19 protein-coding genes are annotated in these 19,951 nt (G+C 68.5%); 1 reads left to right on the top strand and 18 read right to left on the bottom strand.

Annotated features, from left to right (window positions below):
- The 15 genes from atpA to rpmE all read right to left on the bottom strand — a co-directional run bounded on the left by atpA (nucleotide 1) and on the right by rpmE (nucleotide 13,819).
- Nucleotides 1-1,650, bottom strand: a complete 1,650-nt coding sequence (gene atpA, locus LDL49_RS08390; RefSeq protein ID WP_225290368.1) for a F0F1 ATP synthase subunit alpha — start codon at nucleotides 1,648-1,650, stop codon at nucleotides 1-3.
- A gap of 24 nt (nucleotides 1,651-1,674) precedes the next feature.
- Nucleotides 1,675-2,496 carry a F0F1 ATP synthase subunit delta gene (locus LDL49_RS08385; RefSeq protein ID WP_308016093.1) on the bottom strand — a complete coding sequence of 274 codons (822 nt, stop codon included), beginning with the start codon at nucleotides 2,494-2,496 and terminating at the stop codon, nucleotides 1,675-1,677.
- On the bottom strand, nucleotides 2,493-3,044 hold the full coding sequence (locus tag LDL49_RS08380; RefSeq protein WP_225290367.1) for a F0F1 ATP synthase subunit B: 552 nt from the start codon (nucleotides 3,042-3,044) through the stop codon (nucleotides 2,493-2,495). Before LDL49_RS08380 ends, LDL49_RS08385 begins: the two co-directional genes overlap by 4 nt.
- A gap of 34 nt (nucleotides 3,045-3,078) precedes the next feature.
- Nucleotides 3,079-3,309: an ATP synthase F0 subunit C gene (gene atpE / locus LDL49_RS08375; protein WP_225290366.1), complete on the bottom strand. Its 231-nt coding sequence runs from the start codon at nucleotides 3,307-3,309 to the stop codon at nucleotides 3,079-3,081.
- A 75-nt stretch (nucleotides 3,310-3,384) separates the two neighbouring features.
- Nucleotides 3,385-4,176: a F0F1 ATP synthase subunit A gene (gene atpB / locus LDL49_RS08370; protein WP_225290365.1), complete on the bottom strand. Its 792-nt coding sequence runs from the start codon at nucleotides 4,174-4,176 to the stop codon at nucleotides 3,385-3,387.
- A 67-nt stretch (nucleotides 4,177-4,243) separates the two neighbouring features.
- Complete coding sequence (locus LDL49_RS08365; protein ID WP_214641702.1) at nucleotides 4,244-4,459, bottom strand: AtpZ/AtpI family protein; 216 nt, start codon at nucleotides 4,457-4,459, stop codon at nucleotides 4,244-4,246.
- A 65-nt stretch (nucleotides 4,460-4,524) separates the two neighbouring features.
- Entirely contained in the window at nucleotides 4,525-4,947 is a 423-nt protein-coding gene (locus tag LDL49_RS08360) for a Cg1360 family ATP-synthase-associated protein (protein ID WP_225290364.1), read from the bottom strand.
- Nucleotides 4,948-5,078: 131 nt separating this feature from the next.
- Nucleotides 5,079-6,368, bottom strand: coding sequence for a glycosyltransferase family 4 protein (locus tag LDL49_RS08355; protein ID WP_225290363.1), 1,290 nt, complete (start codon nucleotides 6,366-6,368; stop codon nucleotides 5,079-5,081).
- Between the two features lie 70 nt (nucleotides 6,369-6,438).
- Entirely contained in the window at nucleotides 6,439-7,704 is a 1,266-nt protein-coding gene (gene glyA, locus LDL49_RS08350) for a serine hydroxymethyltransferase (protein ID WP_225290362.1), read from the bottom strand.
- Between the two features lie 497 nt (nucleotides 7,705-8,201).
- Nucleotides 8,202-8,579, bottom strand: a complete 378-nt coding sequence (locus LDL49_RS08345) for a hypothetical protein (RefSeq protein ID WP_225290361.1) — start codon at nucleotides 8,577-8,579, stop codon at nucleotides 8,202-8,204.
- Nucleotides 8,579-10,390, bottom strand: coding sequence for a hypothetical protein (locus LDL49_RS08340; RefSeq protein ID WP_225290360.1), 1,812 nt, complete (start codon nucleotides 10,388-10,390; stop codon nucleotides 8,579-8,581). Before LDL49_RS08340 ends, LDL49_RS08345 begins: the two co-directional genes overlap by 1 nt.
- A gap of 452 nt (nucleotides 10,391-10,842) precedes the next feature.
- Entirely contained in the window at nucleotides 10,843-11,490 is a 648-nt protein-coding gene (locus tag LDL49_RS08335) for an L-threonylcarbamoyladenylate synthase (protein WP_225290359.1), read from the bottom strand.
- A 117-nt stretch (nucleotides 11,491-11,607) separates the two neighbouring features.
- Nucleotides 11,608-12,462 carry a peptide chain release factor N(5)-glutamine methyltransferase gene (prmC, locus tag LDL49_RS08330; protein ID WP_225290358.1) on the bottom strand — a complete coding sequence of 285 codons (855 nt, stop codon included), beginning with the start codon at nucleotides 12,460-12,462 and terminating at the stop codon, nucleotides 11,608-11,610.
- Complete coding sequence (gene prfA, locus LDL49_RS08325) at nucleotides 12,459-13,511, bottom strand: peptide chain release factor 1 (protein WP_225290357.1); 1,053 nt, start codon at nucleotides 13,509-13,511, stop codon at nucleotides 12,459-12,461. The genes prmC and prfA overlap by 4 nt, the downstream gene beginning before the upstream one ends.
- A gap of 89 nt (nucleotides 13,512-13,600) precedes the next feature.
- Nucleotides 13,601-13,819, bottom strand: a complete 219-nt coding sequence (rpmE, locus tag LDL49_RS08320; protein ID WP_225290356.1) for a 50S ribosomal protein L31 — start codon at nucleotides 13,817-13,819, stop codon at nucleotides 13,601-13,603.
- A 214-nt stretch (nucleotides 13,820-14,033) separates the two neighbouring features.
- Here rpmE and LDL49_RS08315 point away from each other — a divergent pair, with 214 nt between their 5' ends.
- Entirely contained in the window at nucleotides 14,034-15,071 is a 1,038-nt protein-coding gene (locus LDL49_RS08315) for a hypothetical protein (RefSeq protein WP_225290355.1), read from the top strand.
- A gap of 12 nt (nucleotides 15,072-15,083) precedes the next feature.
- On the opposite strand, the gene LDL49_RS08310 is transcribed toward LDL49_RS08315, so the two are convergent.
- The 3 genes from LDL49_RS08310 to rho form a co-directional block, all read right to left on the bottom strand.
- Nucleotides 15,084-15,719 carry a response regulator transcription factor gene (locus tag LDL49_RS08310; protein ID WP_225290354.1) on the bottom strand — a complete coding sequence of 212 codons (636 nt, stop codon included), beginning with the start codon at nucleotides 15,717-15,719 and terminating at the stop codon, nucleotides 15,084-15,086.
- A gap of 9 nt (nucleotides 15,720-15,728) precedes the next feature.
- Nucleotides 15,729-16,940 carry a sensor histidine kinase gene (locus LDL49_RS08305; protein WP_225290353.1) on the bottom strand — a complete coding sequence of 404 codons (1,212 nt, stop codon included), beginning with the start codon at nucleotides 16,938-16,940 and terminating at the stop codon, nucleotides 15,729-15,731.
- 577 nt (nucleotides 16,941-17,517) lie between these two features.
- Nucleotides 17,518-19,638, bottom strand: a complete 2,121-nt coding sequence (gene rho / locus LDL49_RS08300; RefSeq protein WP_225290352.1) for a transcription termination factor Rho — start codon at nucleotides 19,636-19,638, stop codon at nucleotides 17,518-17,520.
- Nucleotides 19,639-19,951: the final 313 nt, after the last annotated feature.

Below are 19,951 nucleotides of genomic sequence, written 5' to 3'. Positions count from 1 at the left end.
CTACTTCTTCTCCGCCGAGCGGACGACCTTGCGAATCTTCTCCTGGCCGACCTCGCCCTCTTCGAGCGGCGCGACCGGCTCGTCCTGAATCAGGAGGTCGCCGGAGAAGGTGGTGAAGGACTTCTTGAACTCCGTGATGGCGTCCTTGAGGACGGTCACCGTGTCGTCCAGCAGATCGTTGGTCTCGCGGATGCTGTCGAAGACGCCCTTGTGCTTGCTCTGCAGGTAGTCCAGGAACTCCGACTCGAAGCGGCGGATGTCCTCGACCGGCACCTCGTCGAGCTCACCGGTGGTGCCGGCCCAGACCGACACGACCTCGCGCTCGACCGAGAACGGCGAGTATTGGGCCTGCTTGAGCAGCTCGGTCAGGCGCTGACCGCGCTCCAGCTGAGCCTTGGACGCCGCGTCGAGGTCGGACGCGAAGGCCGCGAAGGCCTCCAGGTCGCGATACTGCGACAGCGACAGACGCAGCGTGCCCGCGACCTTCCGCATCGCCTTGATCTGCGCCGAGCCACCGACTCGCGAGACCGAGATACCGACGTTGATGGCGGGGCGGATACCGGCGTTGAAGTAGTCGGTCTCCAGGAAGCACTGCCCGTCGGTGATGGAGATGACGTTGGTCGGGATGAACGCCGAGACGTCGTTGCCCTTCGTCTCGATGATCGGCAGACCGGTCATCGACCCCGCGCCCATGTCGTTGGAGAGCTTGGCGCAGCGCTCCAGCAGGCGGGAGTGGAGGTAGAAGACGTCGCCCGGGAAGGCCTCACGGCCCGGCGGACGGCGCAGCAGCAGCGAGACCGCGCGGTAGGCGTCGGCCTGCTTGGTCAGGTCGTCGAAGACGATGAGAACGTGCTTGCCCTGGTACATCCAGTGCTGCCCGATGGCGGAACCGGTGTAGGGCGAAATGTACTTGTAGCCCGCGGGGTCGGACGCCGGAGCGGCGACAATCGTGGTGTACTCGAGCGCGCCCGCCTCCTCGAGACGAGCCCGCACCTGGGCGATCGTCGAGCCCTTCTGGCCGACCGCGACGTAGACGCAGCGCACCTGCTTGTCCGGGTCACCGGACGCCCAGTTGTCGCGCTGGTTGATGATGGTGTCCACGGCGATCGCGGTCTTGCCGGTGCCACGGTCACCGATGATCAGCTGGCGCTGGCCACGGCCGATCGGCGTCATGGCGTCGATCGCCTTGATGCCGGTCTGCAGCGGCTGCTTCACCGGCTGCCGCTGGACGACCGACGGGGCCTGGAGCTCGAGGGCGCGCAGGCCCTCGGACTCGATGGCGCCCTTGCCGTCGAGCGGGTTGCCGAGGGGGTCGACCACGCGGCCGAGGAAGCCGTCACCGACGGGCACGGACAGGACCTCGCCCGTCCGGCGGACCGTCTGGCCCTCCTCGATACTGCTGAAGTCGCCCAGGACCACGACACCGATCTCGCGGGTGTCGAGGTTGAGTGCCAGGCCGCGCGTGCCGTCCTCGAACTCGAGCAGCTCGTTCGCCATCGCCGAGGGAAGGCCGGAGACATGGGCGATGCCGTCGCCACAGTCGACGACGGTCCCGATCTCCTCGCGCGCGGCGCCTTCCGGTTCGTACGCCTGGACGAAGCGCTCAAGCGCGTCCCGGATCTCGTCCGGCCGGATCGTAAGCTCCGCCATCTCTTCTCTGTCTCCTCTATCGCCCTAGCCGGCCAACCGGCGGCGGACTTCTTCGATTCGTCCCACAATGGTGGTGTCGATGATCTCGTCGCCGATGCGGACCGAGAAACCACCGAGCACTCGGGGATCCACTTCGACGTTGATGTGCACGTCGCGACCGTAAGAGGCGCGCAGCCACGCCGTGAGGCGCTGCTTCTGCTCCTCGGTCAGCTCGACCGCGGTGCGCACCGTCGCGACGAGGCGCTGGCGCTGCTGCGCCACCAGCCGGCTGAACTCCTCGAGGCCTGCCTCCAGGCTACGCCCACGAGGATGTACGACCACTTGCGTGATCAGACGCAGGCTGGTGGGGGCGACACGGCTACCGAGCAGGTCCTGCAGCAGCTGCCGCTTGCCCTCCTCTGGAGCGGCCGCGTCGGTGAGGCCCCGGCGGAGATCGGGGTTGGCGGCGACGATCCGACCGAAGCGGAAGAGCTCGTCCTCCACGTCGTCCAGCTTGCCCTGCGCCTCGGCCTCCGCGGCCGCGGCGACGACGCCGAGCCGTTCGAGCACGTCTGCCAGGTCTCCGGCGCGCGACCACTTGACCTCGACCGCGGCCTCGACCGTGGCGAGCGCGGCCGCGCTGACCTTGCCCTCGAGCAGATTCCGGATGACCTGCGCCTTCTGAGCGCCGGGCCTGGCCGGGTCCGACAGGGCCCGGCGCAGTCCGTGCTCGCGGTCCACCAGGTCCGCGATCGCGTTGAGGTCCTCGGCCAGCCGGCCCAGGTCCGCCGAGCCCGCCACAGCGTTGAACCGCTCCTCGACCACGGCGAGCGAGTCCTTGCTGAGGCCCCTCATCTGGCTGCTCACCGCACCGCCTGTGCGTCCGAGCGCTCCAGCTCGTCGAGGAACCGGTCGATGACGCGGCTCTGCCGGGCCTCGTCCTCAAGGGACTCACCGACGATGCGGCCGGCCAGGTCGGTCGACAGACGGCCGATCTCGGTACGGAGCTGGGCGAACGCCGCCTGCCGGTCCGCCTCGATCTGGGCGTGCGCCGCCTCGACGAGACGGCGGGCCTCGGCCTGCGCCTCCTCGCGGAGCTCCGCACGGATCTCCGCGGCCTGCTCGCGAGCCTCCTCACGGAGACGAGCCGCTTCCTGCCTGGCCTCGGCCAGCTGTTCGCGGTACTGCTTCTGCAGGTTGAGGGCCTCGGCCTGAGCGTCTTCCGCTCTCTTTATGCCGCCTTCGATAGCTTCGGTCCGCTCGGCCAGCGTCTTCTGGATGCGGGGGACGAGCAGCCTACCGACTACGAAGAGGACGACGAAGAACGAGAAGATACCGACGACGAGCTCGAATGTGTGCGGGATGAGGGGATTGGCACCCTCCTCCGCGGCGAGGAGCGTAGCTGCCTTGTTCATGGATGCAGCCTTTCGTCAGGGATTCTTCTGGCCGTCAGATGTTCTGGAAGATGAACGGCGCGACCAGACCGAGCAGGGCGAGGGCCTCGGTGAGGACGAAGCCGAGGAGCATGTTCTGGCGGATCAGGCCGTAGGCCTCGGGCTGACGCGCGATGGCCTGCACGCCCTGACCGAAGATGATGCCGACGCCGATGCCGGGGCCGATGGCGGCGAGACCGTAACCGATGGCGGTGACGTTGCCGGAGACCTCAGCGAGAACGCTCATTGCTGTATTCCTTTACTGGACGGCCGGTGAAGCGGTGTCTCCACCGGTCATGGATATTCCGGTATGGGGTAGTTCTCAGTGCTCTGCGTGAAGTGCTCCGCCGATGTACATCGACGCCAGCATGGCGAACAGGAACGCCTGCAGGAACTGGATGAAGATCTCGAAGCCGGTGAAGATGATGGTCATGATCACACCGATGACGCCGACGGGGGCGCCCAGCGGGGTCAGCTTCTCGAACAGGAACCAGAAGCCCACCATGCTGAAGAATGCGAGGAGCATGTGGCCGGCGAACATGTTCGCGAACAGTCGGACCGCGTGCGTGAACGGCGCGATGATCATGTTCGACAGGAACTCGATCGGCGACAGCAGCACGTAGATCGGCTTGGGCAGTCCCGGCGGGAACATCATGTTCTTGAAGTAGCCGATCGCGCCCTGGTGCTTGACGCCCAGGTAGACCTTCAGCACGTAGATCGAGATCGCGAGCACGGCCGGGAAGGCGATGTGCGAGGCCACGGGGAACTGGAGCAGCGGGATGACGCCCATGATGTTCCACAGGAAGACCATGAAGAACAGCGTCAGCAGCAGGCCCATCCACCGGTCGGCGTCCTTGCCCAGGAAGGGCCGGGCGACCTGGTCGCGGACGAACATGTAGCCGTATTCGGCAACGTTCTGGACGCCCCGTGGCACGATCTTCGGATTGGCGAAGGCCGCCCAGCAGAAGCCGATCACGACGATCGAGCTGAGGATCGCGAGAAGAACCGGCTTGGTGAACCAGTCCACCCCGGGAATGATGGGGGCGAAAGTGAACAGTTCATCAGGCGACGGCGCCTTGAACTGATCGTCGGCGAGGACCGTCAGCGCACTCACGCGGCGTTCCCTTCAACGTCGTAGCGGATCACAAGGGTTTCCTCAGCGAAGTGGTCGCGCCGTGCGGCTAGCGACCGTACTTGCGGTAGACCAGGTACACGGACAGTACGATCCCCAGGACGACGCCTATAGGGAAGAACGCGGACGTGTCGAGCCAACGGTCCAGCAACCAGCCGCCGCCGCCGTAGATCGCCATCCCGGCGAGCAGGTAGCTGGGGATCGACCATGCGGCGTTGGCGAAGTCCTGACCGTCGTCTTCCGGTCGGCGTTCCTGTTCGCTCATCGCGGGGCCGACGATAGCAGGCAAGTAGAGGACTAGTCATATCGGACCCCATCCCTTTACCAGCCTCATGGGCCACCGTTCCCCGGGACCTTGGCTTCAGGGTCGACATAAAGCATTTTTGTCTTCATGAACGCCCGGACCTCGAAGGCGGTCCAGACGAGCGTGCCCACCACGACGGACCAGGCGAAAGCCTTGGAGTTCCACGCCGTAGTGTCGCCGAAGGCCGCCAGCATCGCCATGATGGCGATGACTTTGACGAGATAGCTCACCATCGCGACGATGGCCATCAGTTGCGGGGAAACTCGGGCCGCGTAGGAGACGGCCACCACGCTGATGCTGAAGAAGACACCGACGAGCGCAGTGCCGATGGCGGCGCCCAGCGCTCCCTTTGCTCCCGACAGGAGCAGGGCCACGACCACGGCGACCACCCCAACCGCGAGGGTGGGGATCGCGGCACTCTTGAGTACGCGCACGTCGTTGGCCTGCATCGGTGCTCCAGTAAGCATGTTATCAAGCGAGCGTTTGCTACCCCCAAAGCCGGCGCATTGGGGGCCCCTGCTCGTGAAAGATATCACAAGCTCACTGAAGACCGCTTTTACCTGCCGTTTCTAGTTCGCGATCATGAACGGCCTGGAACGGCAGGAATGACCGGCTTCGCCGCGGCGCTCGCGCGCTCCTGCGACGGGCCGGGCGGCGGGCCCATGGGGGGCGGAGCCTGCCGCCTGACCTCGGCTTCCGGCACGATCGGCGGCATGGGGCCGGTGGGCGGGCCGTCGTCGTCGGACCTGCCGCGGGAGTGGAGACCGCCCCTGCCCCGCCAGCGCGGCGCGGCCATCAGGACCAGCACGCCGAGCGCGAGCAGGATGACCACCGGGAACAGCAGGATGGGCACGCCGATCGTGGACAGCGCGACGATGCCGAACGCGAACAGGAACGTCCACGCGTACATGATCAGCACGGTGCGGCGGTGGGAGTGGCCGATGTCGAGCAGGCGATGGTGCAGGTGACCGCGGTCGGGCGCGAACGGCGACATGCCGTGCGAGGTGCGCCGCACGACGGCGGTGATCAGGTCGATGAGCGGGAGCACCAGCACCGCGGCGGGCACGAGCAGCGGCAGCAGCACCGGCACCCGGTTCATGCCCTCGATGACCGACGGGTCGACCGGCGTCACGGTGACGATCGAGGAGGCGAGCACGAGCCCGATGAGCATCGCCCCGGTGTCGCCCATGAAGATCTTCGCGGGATGGAAGTTGTGCGGCAGGAATCCCAGGCAGCAGCCGATGAGGATGGCGGCGATGGCCGCCGTGGTGGCGATGCGGTCGCCGCTGATGCTCTGTTTGAGGAAGATCGAGTAGGCCCAGGTGGCCATGCCCGCGATGCAGACGATGCCCGCCGCCAGGCCGTCGAGGCCGTCGACGAAGTTGACCGCGTTGATCGCCACCACCACGACCATGATCGTGATGATGGTGCTCAGCGTGTAGTCGAGGCTGGTGGAGCCGCCCCAGTCCTTCGGCAGCGGGATGTAGGTGAGCCGCAGGCCGAACCAGACGAGCACGCCGGCGGCCGCGATCTGGCCGGCCAGCTTGATGAAGGCGTCCATGCCCCACCAGTCGTCGAGGAACCCCGTCAACGTGATGAGCCCGCCCGAGATGATCAACGCCAGCACCGGGTTGCCCTCTGCCTCGCTCAGCACCTTGCCGGTGTTGGTCAGCTCGCTGGCCACCAGCAGCCCGACGACCAGCCCGCCGTACATGGCCAGACCGCCCAGTCTCGGCGTCGGCGTGGTGTGCACATCGCGTTCGCGGACCTCGGGCATGGCGCCGATACGGATGGCGAAGCGGCGCACCAGCGGGACCAGCAGATACGTCACCGCTGCCGCAATGAGCGCCATGAACAGGTATTCGCGCACGGACCTAGTTTCCTGGATGCTCCGACCGGCTGTGACCGGAAATCGACACACACCAGCTTAATTTTGGCTCTTAATATTGGCTGTCATATGGCTGGAAGCCCGTCAACAAGGCTGTCACCTGGCCCTTGACCTCGGCCGCAGTGCCGGGATGGCGTACGGCACGCACGAGCAGGGCCCCCACTTCCTTCAACTCCTGGGGCCCCATCCCCTGAGTGGTCAGGCACGGCGTGCCGACACGAATCCCGGACGTCACGGCCGGAGACTCCGGATCGTACGGGATCACGTTGCGGTTCAGCGTGATCCCCGCCGCGGCGCACCGCCGCTCGGCCTCGGCGCCCGACACGCCCAGTTCGCGCAGGTCGATGAGCATCAGATGCGTCTCCGTGCCACCCGACACCGGCCGCATCCCCTCGGCCGCCAGCGAGTCGCACAGGGCTTGGGCATTGGCGACCACCTGCTTGGCGTACTCGCCGAACTCGGGCCGCAGCGCCTCGCCGAACGCCACCGCCTTGGCCGCCACGGCGTGCATGAGGGGGCCGCTCTGGATGAACGGGTACACCGCCCGGTCGATCCGCGCGGCGAGCTCCGCCGTACAGAGGATGCCGCCCCCGCGCGGTCCGCGCAGCGCCTTGTGCGTGGTGTACGTGACCACGTCCGCGTACGGCACGGCGGACGGGATGGCGCCACCCGCCATCAGCCCGATCGGATGCGCCACGTCGGCGAGCAGCCAGGCACCCACCTCGTCCGCGATGCCGCGGAAGACGGCGAAGTCGATCAGCCGGGCGTAGGAGGTGGCACCGCAGACGATCACCTTCGGCTGATGCCGCAGCGCGAGGTCCCGCACTTCGTCGTAGTCGATGAGTTCGGTGTCACGCCGCACCCCGTACGACACGACGTCGAACCATCTTCCCGAGAAGTTCACCTTCGAGCCATGGGTGAGATGACCGCCGTGCAACAGGTCCATGGCCAGCATGGTGTCGCCGGGCTGCAGCAGGGCCGCGTACGCCGCGAGGTTGGCGGAGGCTCCCGAGTGGGGCTGCACGTTGGCGTGCTCGGCACCGAACAGCCTGCGCGCCCGCTCGATCGCCAGCCGCTCCGCCCGATCGACGACCTCGCAGCCGCCGTAGTAGCGATTGCCGGGGTAGCCTTCGGCGTACTTGTTGGTGAGGGTGGACCCCAGGGCGGCGAGGACCGCCGGGGAGGTGAGGTTCTCGCTCGCGATCAGCTGGAGACCGCCGCGGACCCGTTCCAGCTCGTCGAGCAGCACCTGAGCCAGCTCGGGGTCCTGCCGCTGGAGCCGCCCGAAGTCGGGACCGTAGTAGGGCGGTACACCCATTCTCCCACTGTACGGCGCTTTGTCCGTTTTTCCCATGGCCCCAGGGGGTCCGGTAGTCAGGGGGCGGCCAGTGGGACGTCTGCGAGCGTTCGCCGGGCACCCGTTCTTCGTCTCCCTGACGGGGATCACAACCACGACGGACCGTTTTCTTCCACTGCCCAAACGTCGGCATCTCCTTCCGAGGGACCCCCAGACCGACCTCTTCAGCTCCCTGGCAGGGGACCCCCCTCGCAGGCCCCCAAACACCACGAACCGCACATCCTCCGCATCCCCGCAGAGGACACCTCTCCTAGGAACCCCAATCACCACACTCCCTCACAGAGATTGAGACGGTCGTGTGACGAAACACCCGGGGAACCGTTGGGACAGCCGCCCAAGATGAGGCGGCCAGCCGAGCGGCCGCTGAGGGTGGCCAGTCGGGCGATGGCCTCAGCGGCCCAGTGGAGCGAACGGTGCAGCGGTAAGTGGACCGGTCAGCCGGGCGGCCGATCGGGCGGTCAGGAGAACGCGTGGGGAGCGCCGATCGCGCTGGGCACCCAGCGAGGCGTGTCGGCGGCCTCCTCGCTGATCGACGTGAGCACGGCCTGGCGGTAGAGGGCGAGCCTGGAGCGCCACGCGCCGATGTCCTCGACGTAACGGGTGCCCACGGGGGCATCCCACGTCTGCGGGCTCTTCGCAAGCTGGTACGCCTTGTCAAGGGCCGTTGTGAGGCTCTCCAGCAGGGGTAGGACGGTCTGCCAGGCGGTTACCAGGCGCTGGTACTCGGGATTGAACTCCCAGGCCCTTGGGTGGGCTTCCAGGGGGTTTCCGTTGCCGTTGACGGGCGGGTTCTCGCCCGGTTGGCGGGGTTGAGGGGCGGGCGGGTCCAGGTACATCACACGCTCCTCTCGTGGGTCCCCGGCTCGATCGTGCCGGGAGGCCCATCTGGCTGAATGTCTCTGAGCGCCCACTCGCCCTTGCCGTACTCGCCCTGCGGGACCTGCACGCCCGGCATGTCCATGGGCTGAACGTCACGGGCGTGTTCGACCAGAGTCCTGAGCACCTCGGGGTCCAGCGGCTTCACGTCGATGGAGACGACGTCACTGCCGTCGCCGGCCCACTTACCGGCATCGGCCCCTTGCGCCGCGTAGACGGTCGTAGCGGTGGTGTCGCGGGTGGAGGTGTCGGCGGACGGGGGCGTCGCGCCGTCGGTGGCGGGCGGCGTGGTGGAGCCGCCCTGATCCACTGACGGCTCGGTAGGCGGAATCACGACCGGTTCACCGACAGTGGGCATCGAGACATCCGTGGCCCGCTGGCCTGAGGGGTTGGTCGGCGTCGCATCACCCGCCCTGTGATCCGGAACCTGCTGACCCGGCGGATCCGTCGGCCTGACAACCGACCCGTCGCCGGTCGAGCGCGTTCCCGTGTCCGTCGCCTGGCACTCGCCGGTGTCGGTCGTAGCCGTGGGTGAGTCCGCCCTCGCGGTGGAGTCGGTAGTCGCGGTGGAATCCGTGGTCGGGGTCGTCGGGGCGGAGTCGGCCGTCTGGGCCGTCGCGGCCGTGTCCGCTGTCGAATCCGATATGTCGTCTATGGACGGCGTGCCGGTTACGGAGGCTATATCCCCCGTTGTTGGGGTGTGGCCCGTGGATGCGGCTATGTTGCCGGGGTCGATCGTCCCCGGCTGGCCGTCTGGGCTGATGTGCCTGGGTGCCCACTCGCCCGTGCCGTACTCGCCCGGCGGGACCTCCACCCTCGGCATCTCGGCCGGCTGGATGTCGCGCGCGTGGTCCGCCACCGCCGACACCGCGCCGGGATCCAGCGGCTTGGCGTCGATGGACACCACGTCGCTGCCGTCGTTGGCCCAGGTGTTGACGTCCGTGCCGTGCGTGCCGTGCGTGCTGTGTGTGGACGCGTCGCCGGAGACCGAGGGCATCTCGGCGGGCTGTACCTTCTCGATGTCGTCAAGCAGCGCCCGCAACTCTTCGGCCGTGGGCGGATCGATGGGCACCTGAAGCACCTTGACGCCGTCGACCACGATGACCCGCGGTTTGTGCGGGTCGGAGTCGTCGGGATGGTCCTTGGCCGGGGTGTCGATGATCCCGCTGTCGGAGTCGGCGCCGCGATCTCGCCTGCTGGCGATGTCGTCGTCCTTGGGCTCGTCACCGGTGTCGGGCGTGGTGACGTCGGCATCCGGTTTGTCGTCACCCGTCTTGGCGTCGGGCTTGTCCTCACCGGTCTTGGCATCCGGTTTGTCGTCATCGCACGCCTTGGCATCGGGCTTGTCCTCGCCCGTCTTCGCGTCCGGCTTGTCCTCGCCCGTCTTGGCGTCCGGCTTGTCGGCAGGGGTGCCGTCGTCGACGCGCGGGTTCTCGTACTTGGACCGCTCGTCGCCTCGGTCCTTCTTGGGCTCGTCGCCGTCCTTGGCGTCACTGCCCACCGTCGGCGCGGCATCCTTGGCCTGATCCCCCACCCGCGGGTGATCGGCCTTCTTCTCCAGCAGCCCGAGCCGGGCCGTCACGTCGCGGACCATCACCTCGGCGGCGTCGGCCACCTGGACCGGCCGATGAGTGGTCTGGGTGGCCAGACCCGCCCCGCTCATGACCTGCCCGACACGGCCCTCGACCGACCGCATCTGCGTGACCGCGCGCTTGACCTCGGCCAGCAGATCGCGGACCAGCTTGGGATCCATGCCGTCGAACTTGCCCATGGGTCACTCCCGGACGTCTCGCCGCTCCGGACTTCACCGTAAGGGCCTGATGGCATCGCCGCAGCCGGGATAATCAGACGGTATACGTCAGCCGTCTCTCCCAAGCCGTACACGCCGATCGCTGACCGTACGAACGCCGACCGTACGAACGAATGCACCAACCGGCCGGACGAGCAGACCAGACAGGCCGGATAGGCCTGGCCGGACCGACAGGGTGGCGCGAGCAGGCGTACTGCCGGGCGGGGCGCACGGACCGGGCGGCCAGGTGGGCAGACCGAACAGGCCCGCCAGACAAACCAGGCAGACGAACAGACGGACAGACGGACCGGGCCGCGCAGCCGGACCGACCAGACCAACAGGCCTGATTCGGCCGTGCGGACCCGCCGGACAAACCAGGCGAACGACACCTATGGACGGGCCGCGCGGACAGACCAAGCCGACAGACCAGGGGGTCAGTCGTCCGTGGCGACGTAGCCGATGATGCCGCGTAGTTTCTCCACCGGGATCGCCCCCCGCCTGAGCATCCGCGGCACCGCCGTGGTCAGGTCGAGGATCGTGGACGGCGTGTTGTCCGTCGTCTTGCCGCCGTCCAGGTAGACCGCGACCGACTCGCCCAGCTGCTCCTCGGCCTCCGCCGCCGTGACGGCCGCCGGGGCGCCCGAGCGGTTGGCGCTGGAGACGGCCATCGGGCCGGTCTCCTTCAGCAGATCGAGCGCGACCGGGTGGAGGGGCATGCGCAGCGCGACCGTGCCCTTGGTCTCGCCCAGGTCCCAGGACAGCGCCCGGTTGGCCTTGCAGACGAGCGTGAGCGGGCCGGGCCAGAAGGCGTCGATGAGGTCCTGACCGTACGGTCCCAGGTCGTCGACCAGGGCGTTGGCCGCCCTGACGGTGCCGACGAGGACCGGCGGCGGCATGTCGCGGCCACGTCCCTTCGCCTCAAGGAGGGCGGTGATCGCCGCGGGTGTGAAGGCGTCGGCGCCTATCCCGTAGACCGTGTCGGTCGGCAGTACCACCAGCTCGCCGCGGCGTACGGCGGAGGCGGCCTCCGTCAGGCCCTCGGCCCGCTGCTCCATGTCCGTGCAGTCAAAGCGTCTTCCCACGGTCTTATCGCCTCGCTCCGCTCGGCGGGGAGCGGCGCTCTCGAGGCTCCCCCTTCCTCATTCGGTCGCTTCGCGACCTCTCGCCGTCAGGAGAAGGCCGCGCCGCTCGCGTGCATCCTAGTCCTGGCCGAGTCTGGCCGTGACGAAGCGGTCCCTGCGGGTCAGGTCCTGCCGCAGCCGTACGTCCCGCCAGCCGTTGTCCTCGGGGAACGTCAGGTAGACGGCCCTGCCCTGCTCGTCGGCGTGTTCGACGGAGACCCAGCCACCGGGGCGCAGCAGGCGGCGCGCGGTCCGTTCGACGGCGCGTACCTCGCCCAGACCGTCGTCCCCGGTGCCGTAGAGGGCCCGCGAGGGGTCGTAGTCGCGTACCTCGGGGTCACGTGGGATCGCGCCCGGCGGGATGTAGGGCGGGTTGGAGATGACCAGGTCGACCTTGCCGTTGAGCTCGGGCAGGGCTTCCGCCAGGTCGTCCGGGTGCAGGTGGGTGCGGCCCTGACCGTGTTCGGAGATGTTGCGCTTGGCCCAGCCGTACGCGCCGGGGTCGACCTCGACGGCGTGCACCTCGGAGAGCGCGACCTCCTGGGCGATCGACAGCGCGATCGCGCCCGAGCCGGTGCCGAGGTCGACGACCAGCGGGGCGGCGACGTCCATCGCGCGCAGCGTCTCGATGGCCCAGCCCGCCATGACCTCGGTCTCGGGCCGTGGTACGAACACGCCGGGCCCGACCGCGAGCTCCAGGTAGCGGAAATAGGCGTGGCCGGTGATGTGCTGCAGCGGCTCGCGGGCCTCGCGCCTGGCGACGCCCTCCCAGAAGAGCGCGTCGAAGTCGGCGTCCTTGACCGTGTGCAGCTCACTCCTGCGCACGGAGTGGACGAATGCCGCGATCTCCTCCGCGTCCGTACGCGGTGAGGGCACACCTGCCTCGGCCAGCCGTGCGGTGGCGAGGGCGATTTCGTCCAGCAGAAATGTCATGAGTGTTGTGCGAGCTTCTCCGCCATTTCGGCGTCGATGAGGGCCTGGGTGACGGCGGTGAGCTCGCCGTCGAGAACTTGGTCGAGGTTATACGCCTTGAAGCCGACTCGGTGGTCGGAGATGCGGTTTTCCGGGAAGTTGTAGGTGCGAACCCGCTCGGAACGGTCGACCGTGCGCACCTGCGACTTGCGTTCGGCCTGCGCGGCGGCCTCGGCCTGCTCCTGGGCGATGGCCAGCAGCCGGGCGCGCAGGATGCGCAGCGCCGACTCCTTGTTCTGGAGCTGGCTCTTCTCGTTCTGGCAGGAGACGACGGTGCCCGTGGGCAGGTGGGTGATCCGGACCGCGGAGTCGGTGGTGTTGACGCTCTGGCCGCCGGGGCCGCTGGAGCGGTAGACGTCGATGCGCAGCTCGTTGGGGTCGATCTGGACCTCGACGTCCTCGGCCTCGGGGTAGATGAGCACGCCCGCGGCGCTGGTGTGGATACGGCCCTGCGACTCGGTGACGGGCACCCGCTGCACACGGTGTACGCCGCCCTCGAACTTGAGCCTGGACCACACGCCCTCGTCACCCTTGGCCTTGATCGCGACCGTGACGTCTTTGTAGCCGCCCAGGTCGGAGTGCTGGGTGTCGATGATCTCGGTCTTCCAGCCGAGCCGCTCCGCGTAACGCAGATACATCCGGAGCAGGTCGCCGGCGAACAGCGCGGACTCCTCACCGCCCTCGCCCGCCTTGATCTCCATGATGATGTCCTTGTCATCGTTGGGATCACGCGGGATGAGCAGGTGTTTGAGCCGCTCCTCGAGGCGCGGGATGCGCTCCTCGATCTCGGCCGCCTCCGCGGCGAAGCCCTCGTCCTCGCCCGCCAGCTCCTTGGCCGCGACCAGGTCCTCGCGGGCCGACGTCAGCTCCCGGTAGGTGCCCACGATCGGGGTCAGCTGCCGGTAGCGCCTGCCGAGAGTGCGGGCCTTGTTCTGGTCGGCGTGCACGGCGGGATCGGCGAGCTGCAGCTCCAGCTCGGAATACTCCTTGAGCAACTCGTCGAGATTCACCGTGCGTCCTTCGTCTGGGGTGTAACGGTCTCTTCACCAAGAACGCCGACCCGGCGCACGTGAGTGCGTCCGGGTCGGCGTCGGTGAAGCTAGTTGCCCGAGGACTTCTTGCCGAAGCGCTTCTCGAAGCGCGCGACCCGGCCGCCGGTGTCGAGGATCTTCTGCTTGCCCGTGTAGAACGGGTGGCAGGCCGAGCACACGTCGGCGTGGATGACGCCGTTCTTGGCGGTGCTGCGGGTGGTGAACGTGTTGCCGCAGGTGCAGGACACCTGGGTCACGTTGTAGGCGGGGTGGATGTCGGGCTTCATTGCTGTCCTTTCGAGGTGCGGTCGCCGGGTCGCCAGAAGTCGCGATCAAACGCGGGCGGGAGCCGGAACCGCTGCGGGTCAGCTACCAGTGTGCCAGATGCTGTAACCGTCCCAGGCCACCGGGCATTCCCGGAACCTTATAGCGGACTCACTCTCGTCACACTAGGCTCCCGCGCACAAACCATTACTTTTATCCCAAAAGGAATGCGATCAGATGAAGAAGAGGCTGCGGTCGCTACTCGCGACCGCTACGGGGGCCGCGCTTCTCCTCGGATGCGTGAACCTCTCGGCCGCGCAAGCGGCCAGTGCTGGAAGCGACTTCAACGGGGCTGCCACGTCGGACGCGTTCATCCCGGTCGACCGGGACATCGAGGTCAGCGTCACCCTCAGGCTGAAGGACCCGGCGACCGTCACGGCGGCCGTCACCGGCAGCATCACTCCCCCCGGTAAGTCGGGACGGGACGTGGACTTCGACTTCCGGCCGTCTCCGGCGACCAAGGCCACGGAGACGACGATCACCGGCAGGTTCGGCATCGGCAGGGACGACCCCGCCGGCGAGTGGAAGCTGAACGTCAGTGTCCCGCGTGCCTCGGGCACCGGGAGCAACGCCTTCGTCCTCAATGTCTCCGGCAAGCAGGGCATCACCAGCGGCGGCGTCACGCCCAACCCGGTGCACCTGGTCAAGGGCAAGGACGTCAAGGTCTCGGTGAAGGCTTCGGTGACCGATGCGGACTCGGTCTCCGCCAAACTCATCAGCGAGGAGTCCAACGAGTCGTACGACCTGGGCGACCTGGAGCGCGGCTCCGACGGCTATTACCGCGGCAGCACCTTCTTCAGCGACGACACGCCTCCGGGCGACTGGACGCTGGAGGTGTACGCCAACCGCGGCGGCCAGTCGCTCAAGGGCGTCAGCTCCTTCACCGTCGTCGCCCCGGCGGGCGGCGCCTCGAAGAAGGCCAAGGTCAGGGTCACGATCAAGGCCCCGGCCATGGTACGCCAGGGCGCCTCCGCCACGGTCTCCGGCAAGGTCTATCGCGGCTCCAAGGCGTACCCGAAGAAGAAGCTGGAGGTCTACTTCAAGACCAAGGGCACCAAGACGTACAAGCTGCTGCGCTTCGTGAAGACGAACTCGACCGGCAAGTACGCCGGCTCCTTCACCATGAAGAAGGACGGCTACTTCCGCGTCAAGGCGCCCGGCACGAGCAAGACCCGCAGCGCGCTGTCGCCGCAGGAGTTCGTGGACGTCAGGTAGGCGGTCAGATAGTCACCGGCCCAGATAGGTGAGCACGGCGAGCACTCGCCGATGGTCCTCGGGCGCCGGCCCGAGGGCCAGCTTGGCGAAGATCCCGGAGATGTGCTTCTCCACGGCCCCTTCGGTGACGACCAGCCGGGCGGCGATGGCCGTGTTGGAGCGGCCCTCGGCCATCAGCGCCAGCACCTCGCGCTCGCGCCGGGAGAGCGTGTCGAGCGGGGCGCCACGCCGCTGCCTGCTGAGGAGCTGCATCACCACCTCGGGATCGATGACCGTGCCGCCCGCCGCCACCTGCCGCACGGCCTCCAGGAACTCGGCCACGTCGGCCACCCGCTCCTTCAGCAGGTAGCCGACGGCCGGGCCGATGAGCTCGCCGGCGTAGCGTTCCTCGACGTATTGCGACAGCACCAGGATCGGGAAGTCCGGCCGCGTCGCCCGTAGCTTCAACGCGGCGCGCAGGCCCTCGTCGGTGTGGCTCGGCGGCATCCGGACGTCGACGATCGCCAGGTCGGGCCCATGCTCCTTGACCGCGGTGATCAGGGACGGCCCATCGGAGACCGCCGCGACGGTCTCGATGCCTCCGTCGGCGAGCAGCCGGGCCAGCCCCTCGCGGAGCAGTACGGAATCCTCGGCGATGACCACGCGCATGTGCAATGCCTACCACTCACAGGGCAACTCCGCGCGCACGAGGGTGGGACCGCCGACGGGACTGTGCAGGACGAGCACCCCGTCTATGGTGGCCGCCCGGTCGGCTAACCCCGCCAGGCCGCCGCCCGCGCTGACCAGGGCGCCGCCGATGCCGTTGTCCCACACGTCGACGAGCACCTGCCGGTTTTCCTTGGCCACCCGCACGGACGCCTCGGTGGCGGCCGAGTGTTTGGCCATGTTGGCCAGGGCCTCGGCCACGATGAAGTAGGCGATGCTCTCCACGGCCGGGGGCGGCCGCTCGTCGGTCGTGTCGAGCTCGACCACCACGTCCACGTGCACCGGCGCGCGGGCGGCCAGCCCGGACAGCGCCGCGTCGAGCCCCCGGTCGCTCAGGATGGCCGGATGGATGCCCCTGGCCAGGTCGCGTAGCTCGGCGATCGCGGCCTTCGTGCCGCTGTGCGCCTGGGCGATCAGCAGCCTGGCCTCTTCCGGGGCGTGGTCGAGCTTGGCCTGCGCCCGGCCGAGGTCCACCGCGACGGACAGCAGCCGCTGCTGGGCGCCGTCGTGCAGGTCGCGTTCGATCCTGCGGCGCTCCGCCTCGGCCGCGTCGATGCCTCTGGCCCTGCTGGCCCGCAGCCGCTCCTCCTCGCTCCCGCTGAGCAGCACCACGGCCAGCGTGCCGTGCAGCCAGGCCATCCCGCGTACGGCATAGGCGGTCACGGCCAGCATGCAGAAGCCGAAGATCGTGCCGAGCACCGTCCCCGGCCAGCTGTCGATGACCAGAACGTCACCGAACCGCAGCGCCTCACCCTGCGCGTAGCAGAAGGGCGCGGCGATCAGCGTGATGGTCCCCACCCATGACACGGCGGACACCACGAACTCCACCAGGCTCAGCGGGAACAGCAGCAGCAGATAGCCGAGGTCCTTCCAGGTGGCCGGATCCTTGAACAACCACCCCACATGGGCGCCGATCCCCCGCTCGGGCCGGGTGCGGTAGGGATCGGCGATCCGTACGCCCAGCGCGGCCCACAGCACCCGGCGCTCCAGCATCGCCGCTCCGCGCCACGTGAACATGGTCAGCAGCACCAGCGGGATGCCCACCCACAGGATCACCAACGCGACGGAGAACGGCACCGCCACGGCCAGCACGGCGAACCAGCCGACCCCGAAGGCCAGACTGACCAGCATGTAGGGCACGGCCCGCCACGTGGTCGGATCCACCACAACGCCAATGGGCCCCCGGGGCCCCCACGGCACGCGCTCCCTCAACGGCACAGTAACCATGCCATCAAGGGTGCCCGTCCAACCGGCCGCAGAGAATGTGGCGGACTTCCGTCCTGAGGTGGGGTTAACCCCAGTGGCCGATCCCAACGTCTCGTCCTCGTCACAGCGGGGCCGCCCGCTATGGGTCAGCGGCTGTGCCTCTGGTGGGGCGACCCCATTGGTTTCCCCGGGTGGTCCGTCACACGACCGCCTCGGTCCCTGTGACGGTCGGTGGGTGGCTGGGGTCCTTTGCAGGTCTACCCCCTCCGGGGGAGGAAAAGGACGGTCCATCGTGGCCGAGGTCCCCAACGAGGTATATCCCCTCCAGGGGAGAGGACGAAGACGGTCCGGCGTGGCAGGTGACCCTCCGGAGGGCGCCCCTCCGGCCTAGCGGAAGTCCGTCGTGGCCGGCCGCCCCGTGGAAGGCGGCGGCCGTGTCCCCAGAGGCACTCGACCCCACGTCAGGCCCGGGATGCAGGCCGTACAAGAGAAAAGGGGGCGGCAGAGAAGAACTCCGCCGCCCCCTCTACCAGCGTCAGTCGCGGTCGTTGCTCACCGTGGTCTTCTGGACCTGCAGGAGGAACTCGGCGTTGGACTTGGTCTCCTTCATCTTCTCCAGGAGCAGCTCCAGCGCCTGCTGCATGTCGAGCGCGTGGAGCACCCGGCGCAGCTTCCAGACGATCTGGAGCTCGTCCTTGGCCATGAGGATCTCTTCCTTACGGGTGCTGGACGCGTCGACGTCCACCGCGGGGAAGATGCGCTTGTCGGCCAGGGAGCGGCTGAGCTTGAGCTCCATGTTGCCGGTGCCCTTGAACTCCTCGAAGATGACCTCGTCCATCTTGGACCCGGTCTCGACCAGGGCCGTGGCGAGGATCGTCAGCGAGCCGCCGTTCTCGATGTTGCGGGCGGCGCCGAAGAAGCGCTTGGGCGGGTAGAGCGCGGTCGAGTCGACACCACCCGACAGGATGCGCCCGCTCGCGGGAGCCGCGAGGTTGTAGGCGCGCCCGAGGCGGGTGATCGAGTCGAGCAGCACGACCACGTCGTGGCCCAGCTCCACCAGGCGCTTGGCCCGCTCGATGGCGAGTTCGGCGACCGTGGTGTGGTCTTCGGCGGGACGGTCGAAGGTCGAGTGGATGACCTCGCCCTTGACCGACCGCTGCATGTCGGTGACCTCTTCAGGCCGCTCGTCCACCAGCACGACCATCAGGTGGCACTCGGTGTTGTTGCGGGTGATCGCGTTGGCGATCGCCTGGAGGACCATCGTCTTACCGGCCTTGGGCGGCGAGACGATGAGGCCGCGCTGGCCCTTGCCGATCGGCGAGACGAGGTCGATGATCCGCGTGGTGAGGATGTTCGGCTCGGTCTCGAGGCGCAGGCGGTCCTGCGGGTAGAGCGGCGTGAGCTTGTTGAAGTCGGGCCGGTTGCGGGCCTGCTCCGGGTCCATGCCGTTGACGGTGTCGAGGCGGACCAGGGCGTTGAACTTCTCGCGGCGCTCGCCGTCGCGCGGCTGCCGGACGGCGCCGGTGATGACGTCGCCCTTGCGCAGGCCGTTGCGGCGGATCTGGGCGAGCGAGACGTAGACGTCGTTGCTGCCGGGCAGGTAGCCGCTCGTCCTGACGAACGCGTAGTTGTCGAGGATGTCGAGGATGCCGGCGATCGGGATGAGTACGTCGTCGTCGCCGATCACGGGCTCGTTGCTCTCGAAGCGCTCACGGCCACGGCCGCGGTTGCGCTCCCTGAACCGGCCCCGCCTGCCACGACCGCCGCGGTCGTCGTCGTCGCCGCCACCGCGCGGATCGTTGCGCGAGTCGCCCCGCTGATCGTTGCGGGGGTCGCCGCGCTGGTCACCGCGCTGGTCGTTGCCGCCACGCGGGTCACCGCCGCGGCCGCCGTCGGCGACACGCTCACGCTGGTCCACGCGACCGCCATCACGGCCACCGTCACGACCGTTGTCACGGTTGTCACGGCCATCGCGGCCGTCACGAACATCACGAGAGTCGCGGTCACGAACATCACGAGAGTCACGGCTGTCGCGAACATCGCGGCTGTCGCGGCCGTCACGGCCACTCTCGCCACGGCCGCCCTCACCGCGGTCGTTGCCGGTACGGTCGCTGCCGCCACGGTCGCCACGGTCACGGCGCTCGCCTCTGGTGCGCCGCTCACGGCGGCTCTCACCACGGTCGCCACGCGGGTCGAGCTGGGTGTCGACGGGCTGGGCCTGCTCCACGACCGGCTCTGCCGGGGCGGCGGCCACGGGCTCGGGGGCCGCGGCCACCGGCTCGGGAGCCTGCGCGACGGGCTCTTCAACGGTCTTGGGGCGGGAACGTTCCCGGCGTGCCCTGGTGGGCCGCTCCGCGGCGGGCGCCGCGTCGGCGGCGGCCGGGGCCTCGGCTACGGCAGCGGGTGCGCCTTCTCCGGTGCCGCCACCCTGCTTCTCCTGGATGGCCGCGATGAGCTGGCTCTTCCGCATGCGCCCGGTGCCGCTGATGCCCAGCTCAGCGGCCATTTTCTGCAGCTCGGGCAGCACCTTGGCGGACAGGCCGGTGCCGGAGCGACGCGCGCGCGGCTTAGCCGCGGCGCGGGTGGGGGTGTCGCCGGACGCGGGCTGCGCAGGTGAGCCTGGTGCGTCGGAGAGGAGTTCGGTGGTGTCGCTCAACTAAAGGTCCTTCCCAGGGGTCGGGCGCCGGTTTTGTTCTGCCGGGCGTCCCGGAGGTGCTTGCGATCCGGCGGGACAGACCGGGTCGGGGTGCACGTTGCGATCTTCGGCCGCCGCTGGGGACGACCGCCACTCTTGGGGAGAGGCGCGTCCAAGCGGCCACAGGACAGTGACGCGTGGATGACACCCCTCAGATTGCTGTCGCCAGCCAGATGTCGAGGTGATTCGAACGCGCAGACCCCCGTCGTCGCCGCCTCACGTTGGGCCAACCGGGTGTGGGCCAACCGGAGGCAACGGATTCCGGGGAGACAGC

This window comes from Nonomuraea aurantiaca, from assembly GCF_020215705.1.
GTDB classification, from domain to species: Bacteria; Actinomycetota; Actinomycetes; order Streptosporangiales; family Streptosporangiaceae; genus Nonomuraea; species Nonomuraea aurantiaca.
Note: the sequence above shows the minus strand (reverse complement) of the source record. Positions and strands in the feature narration are given on the sequence as shown.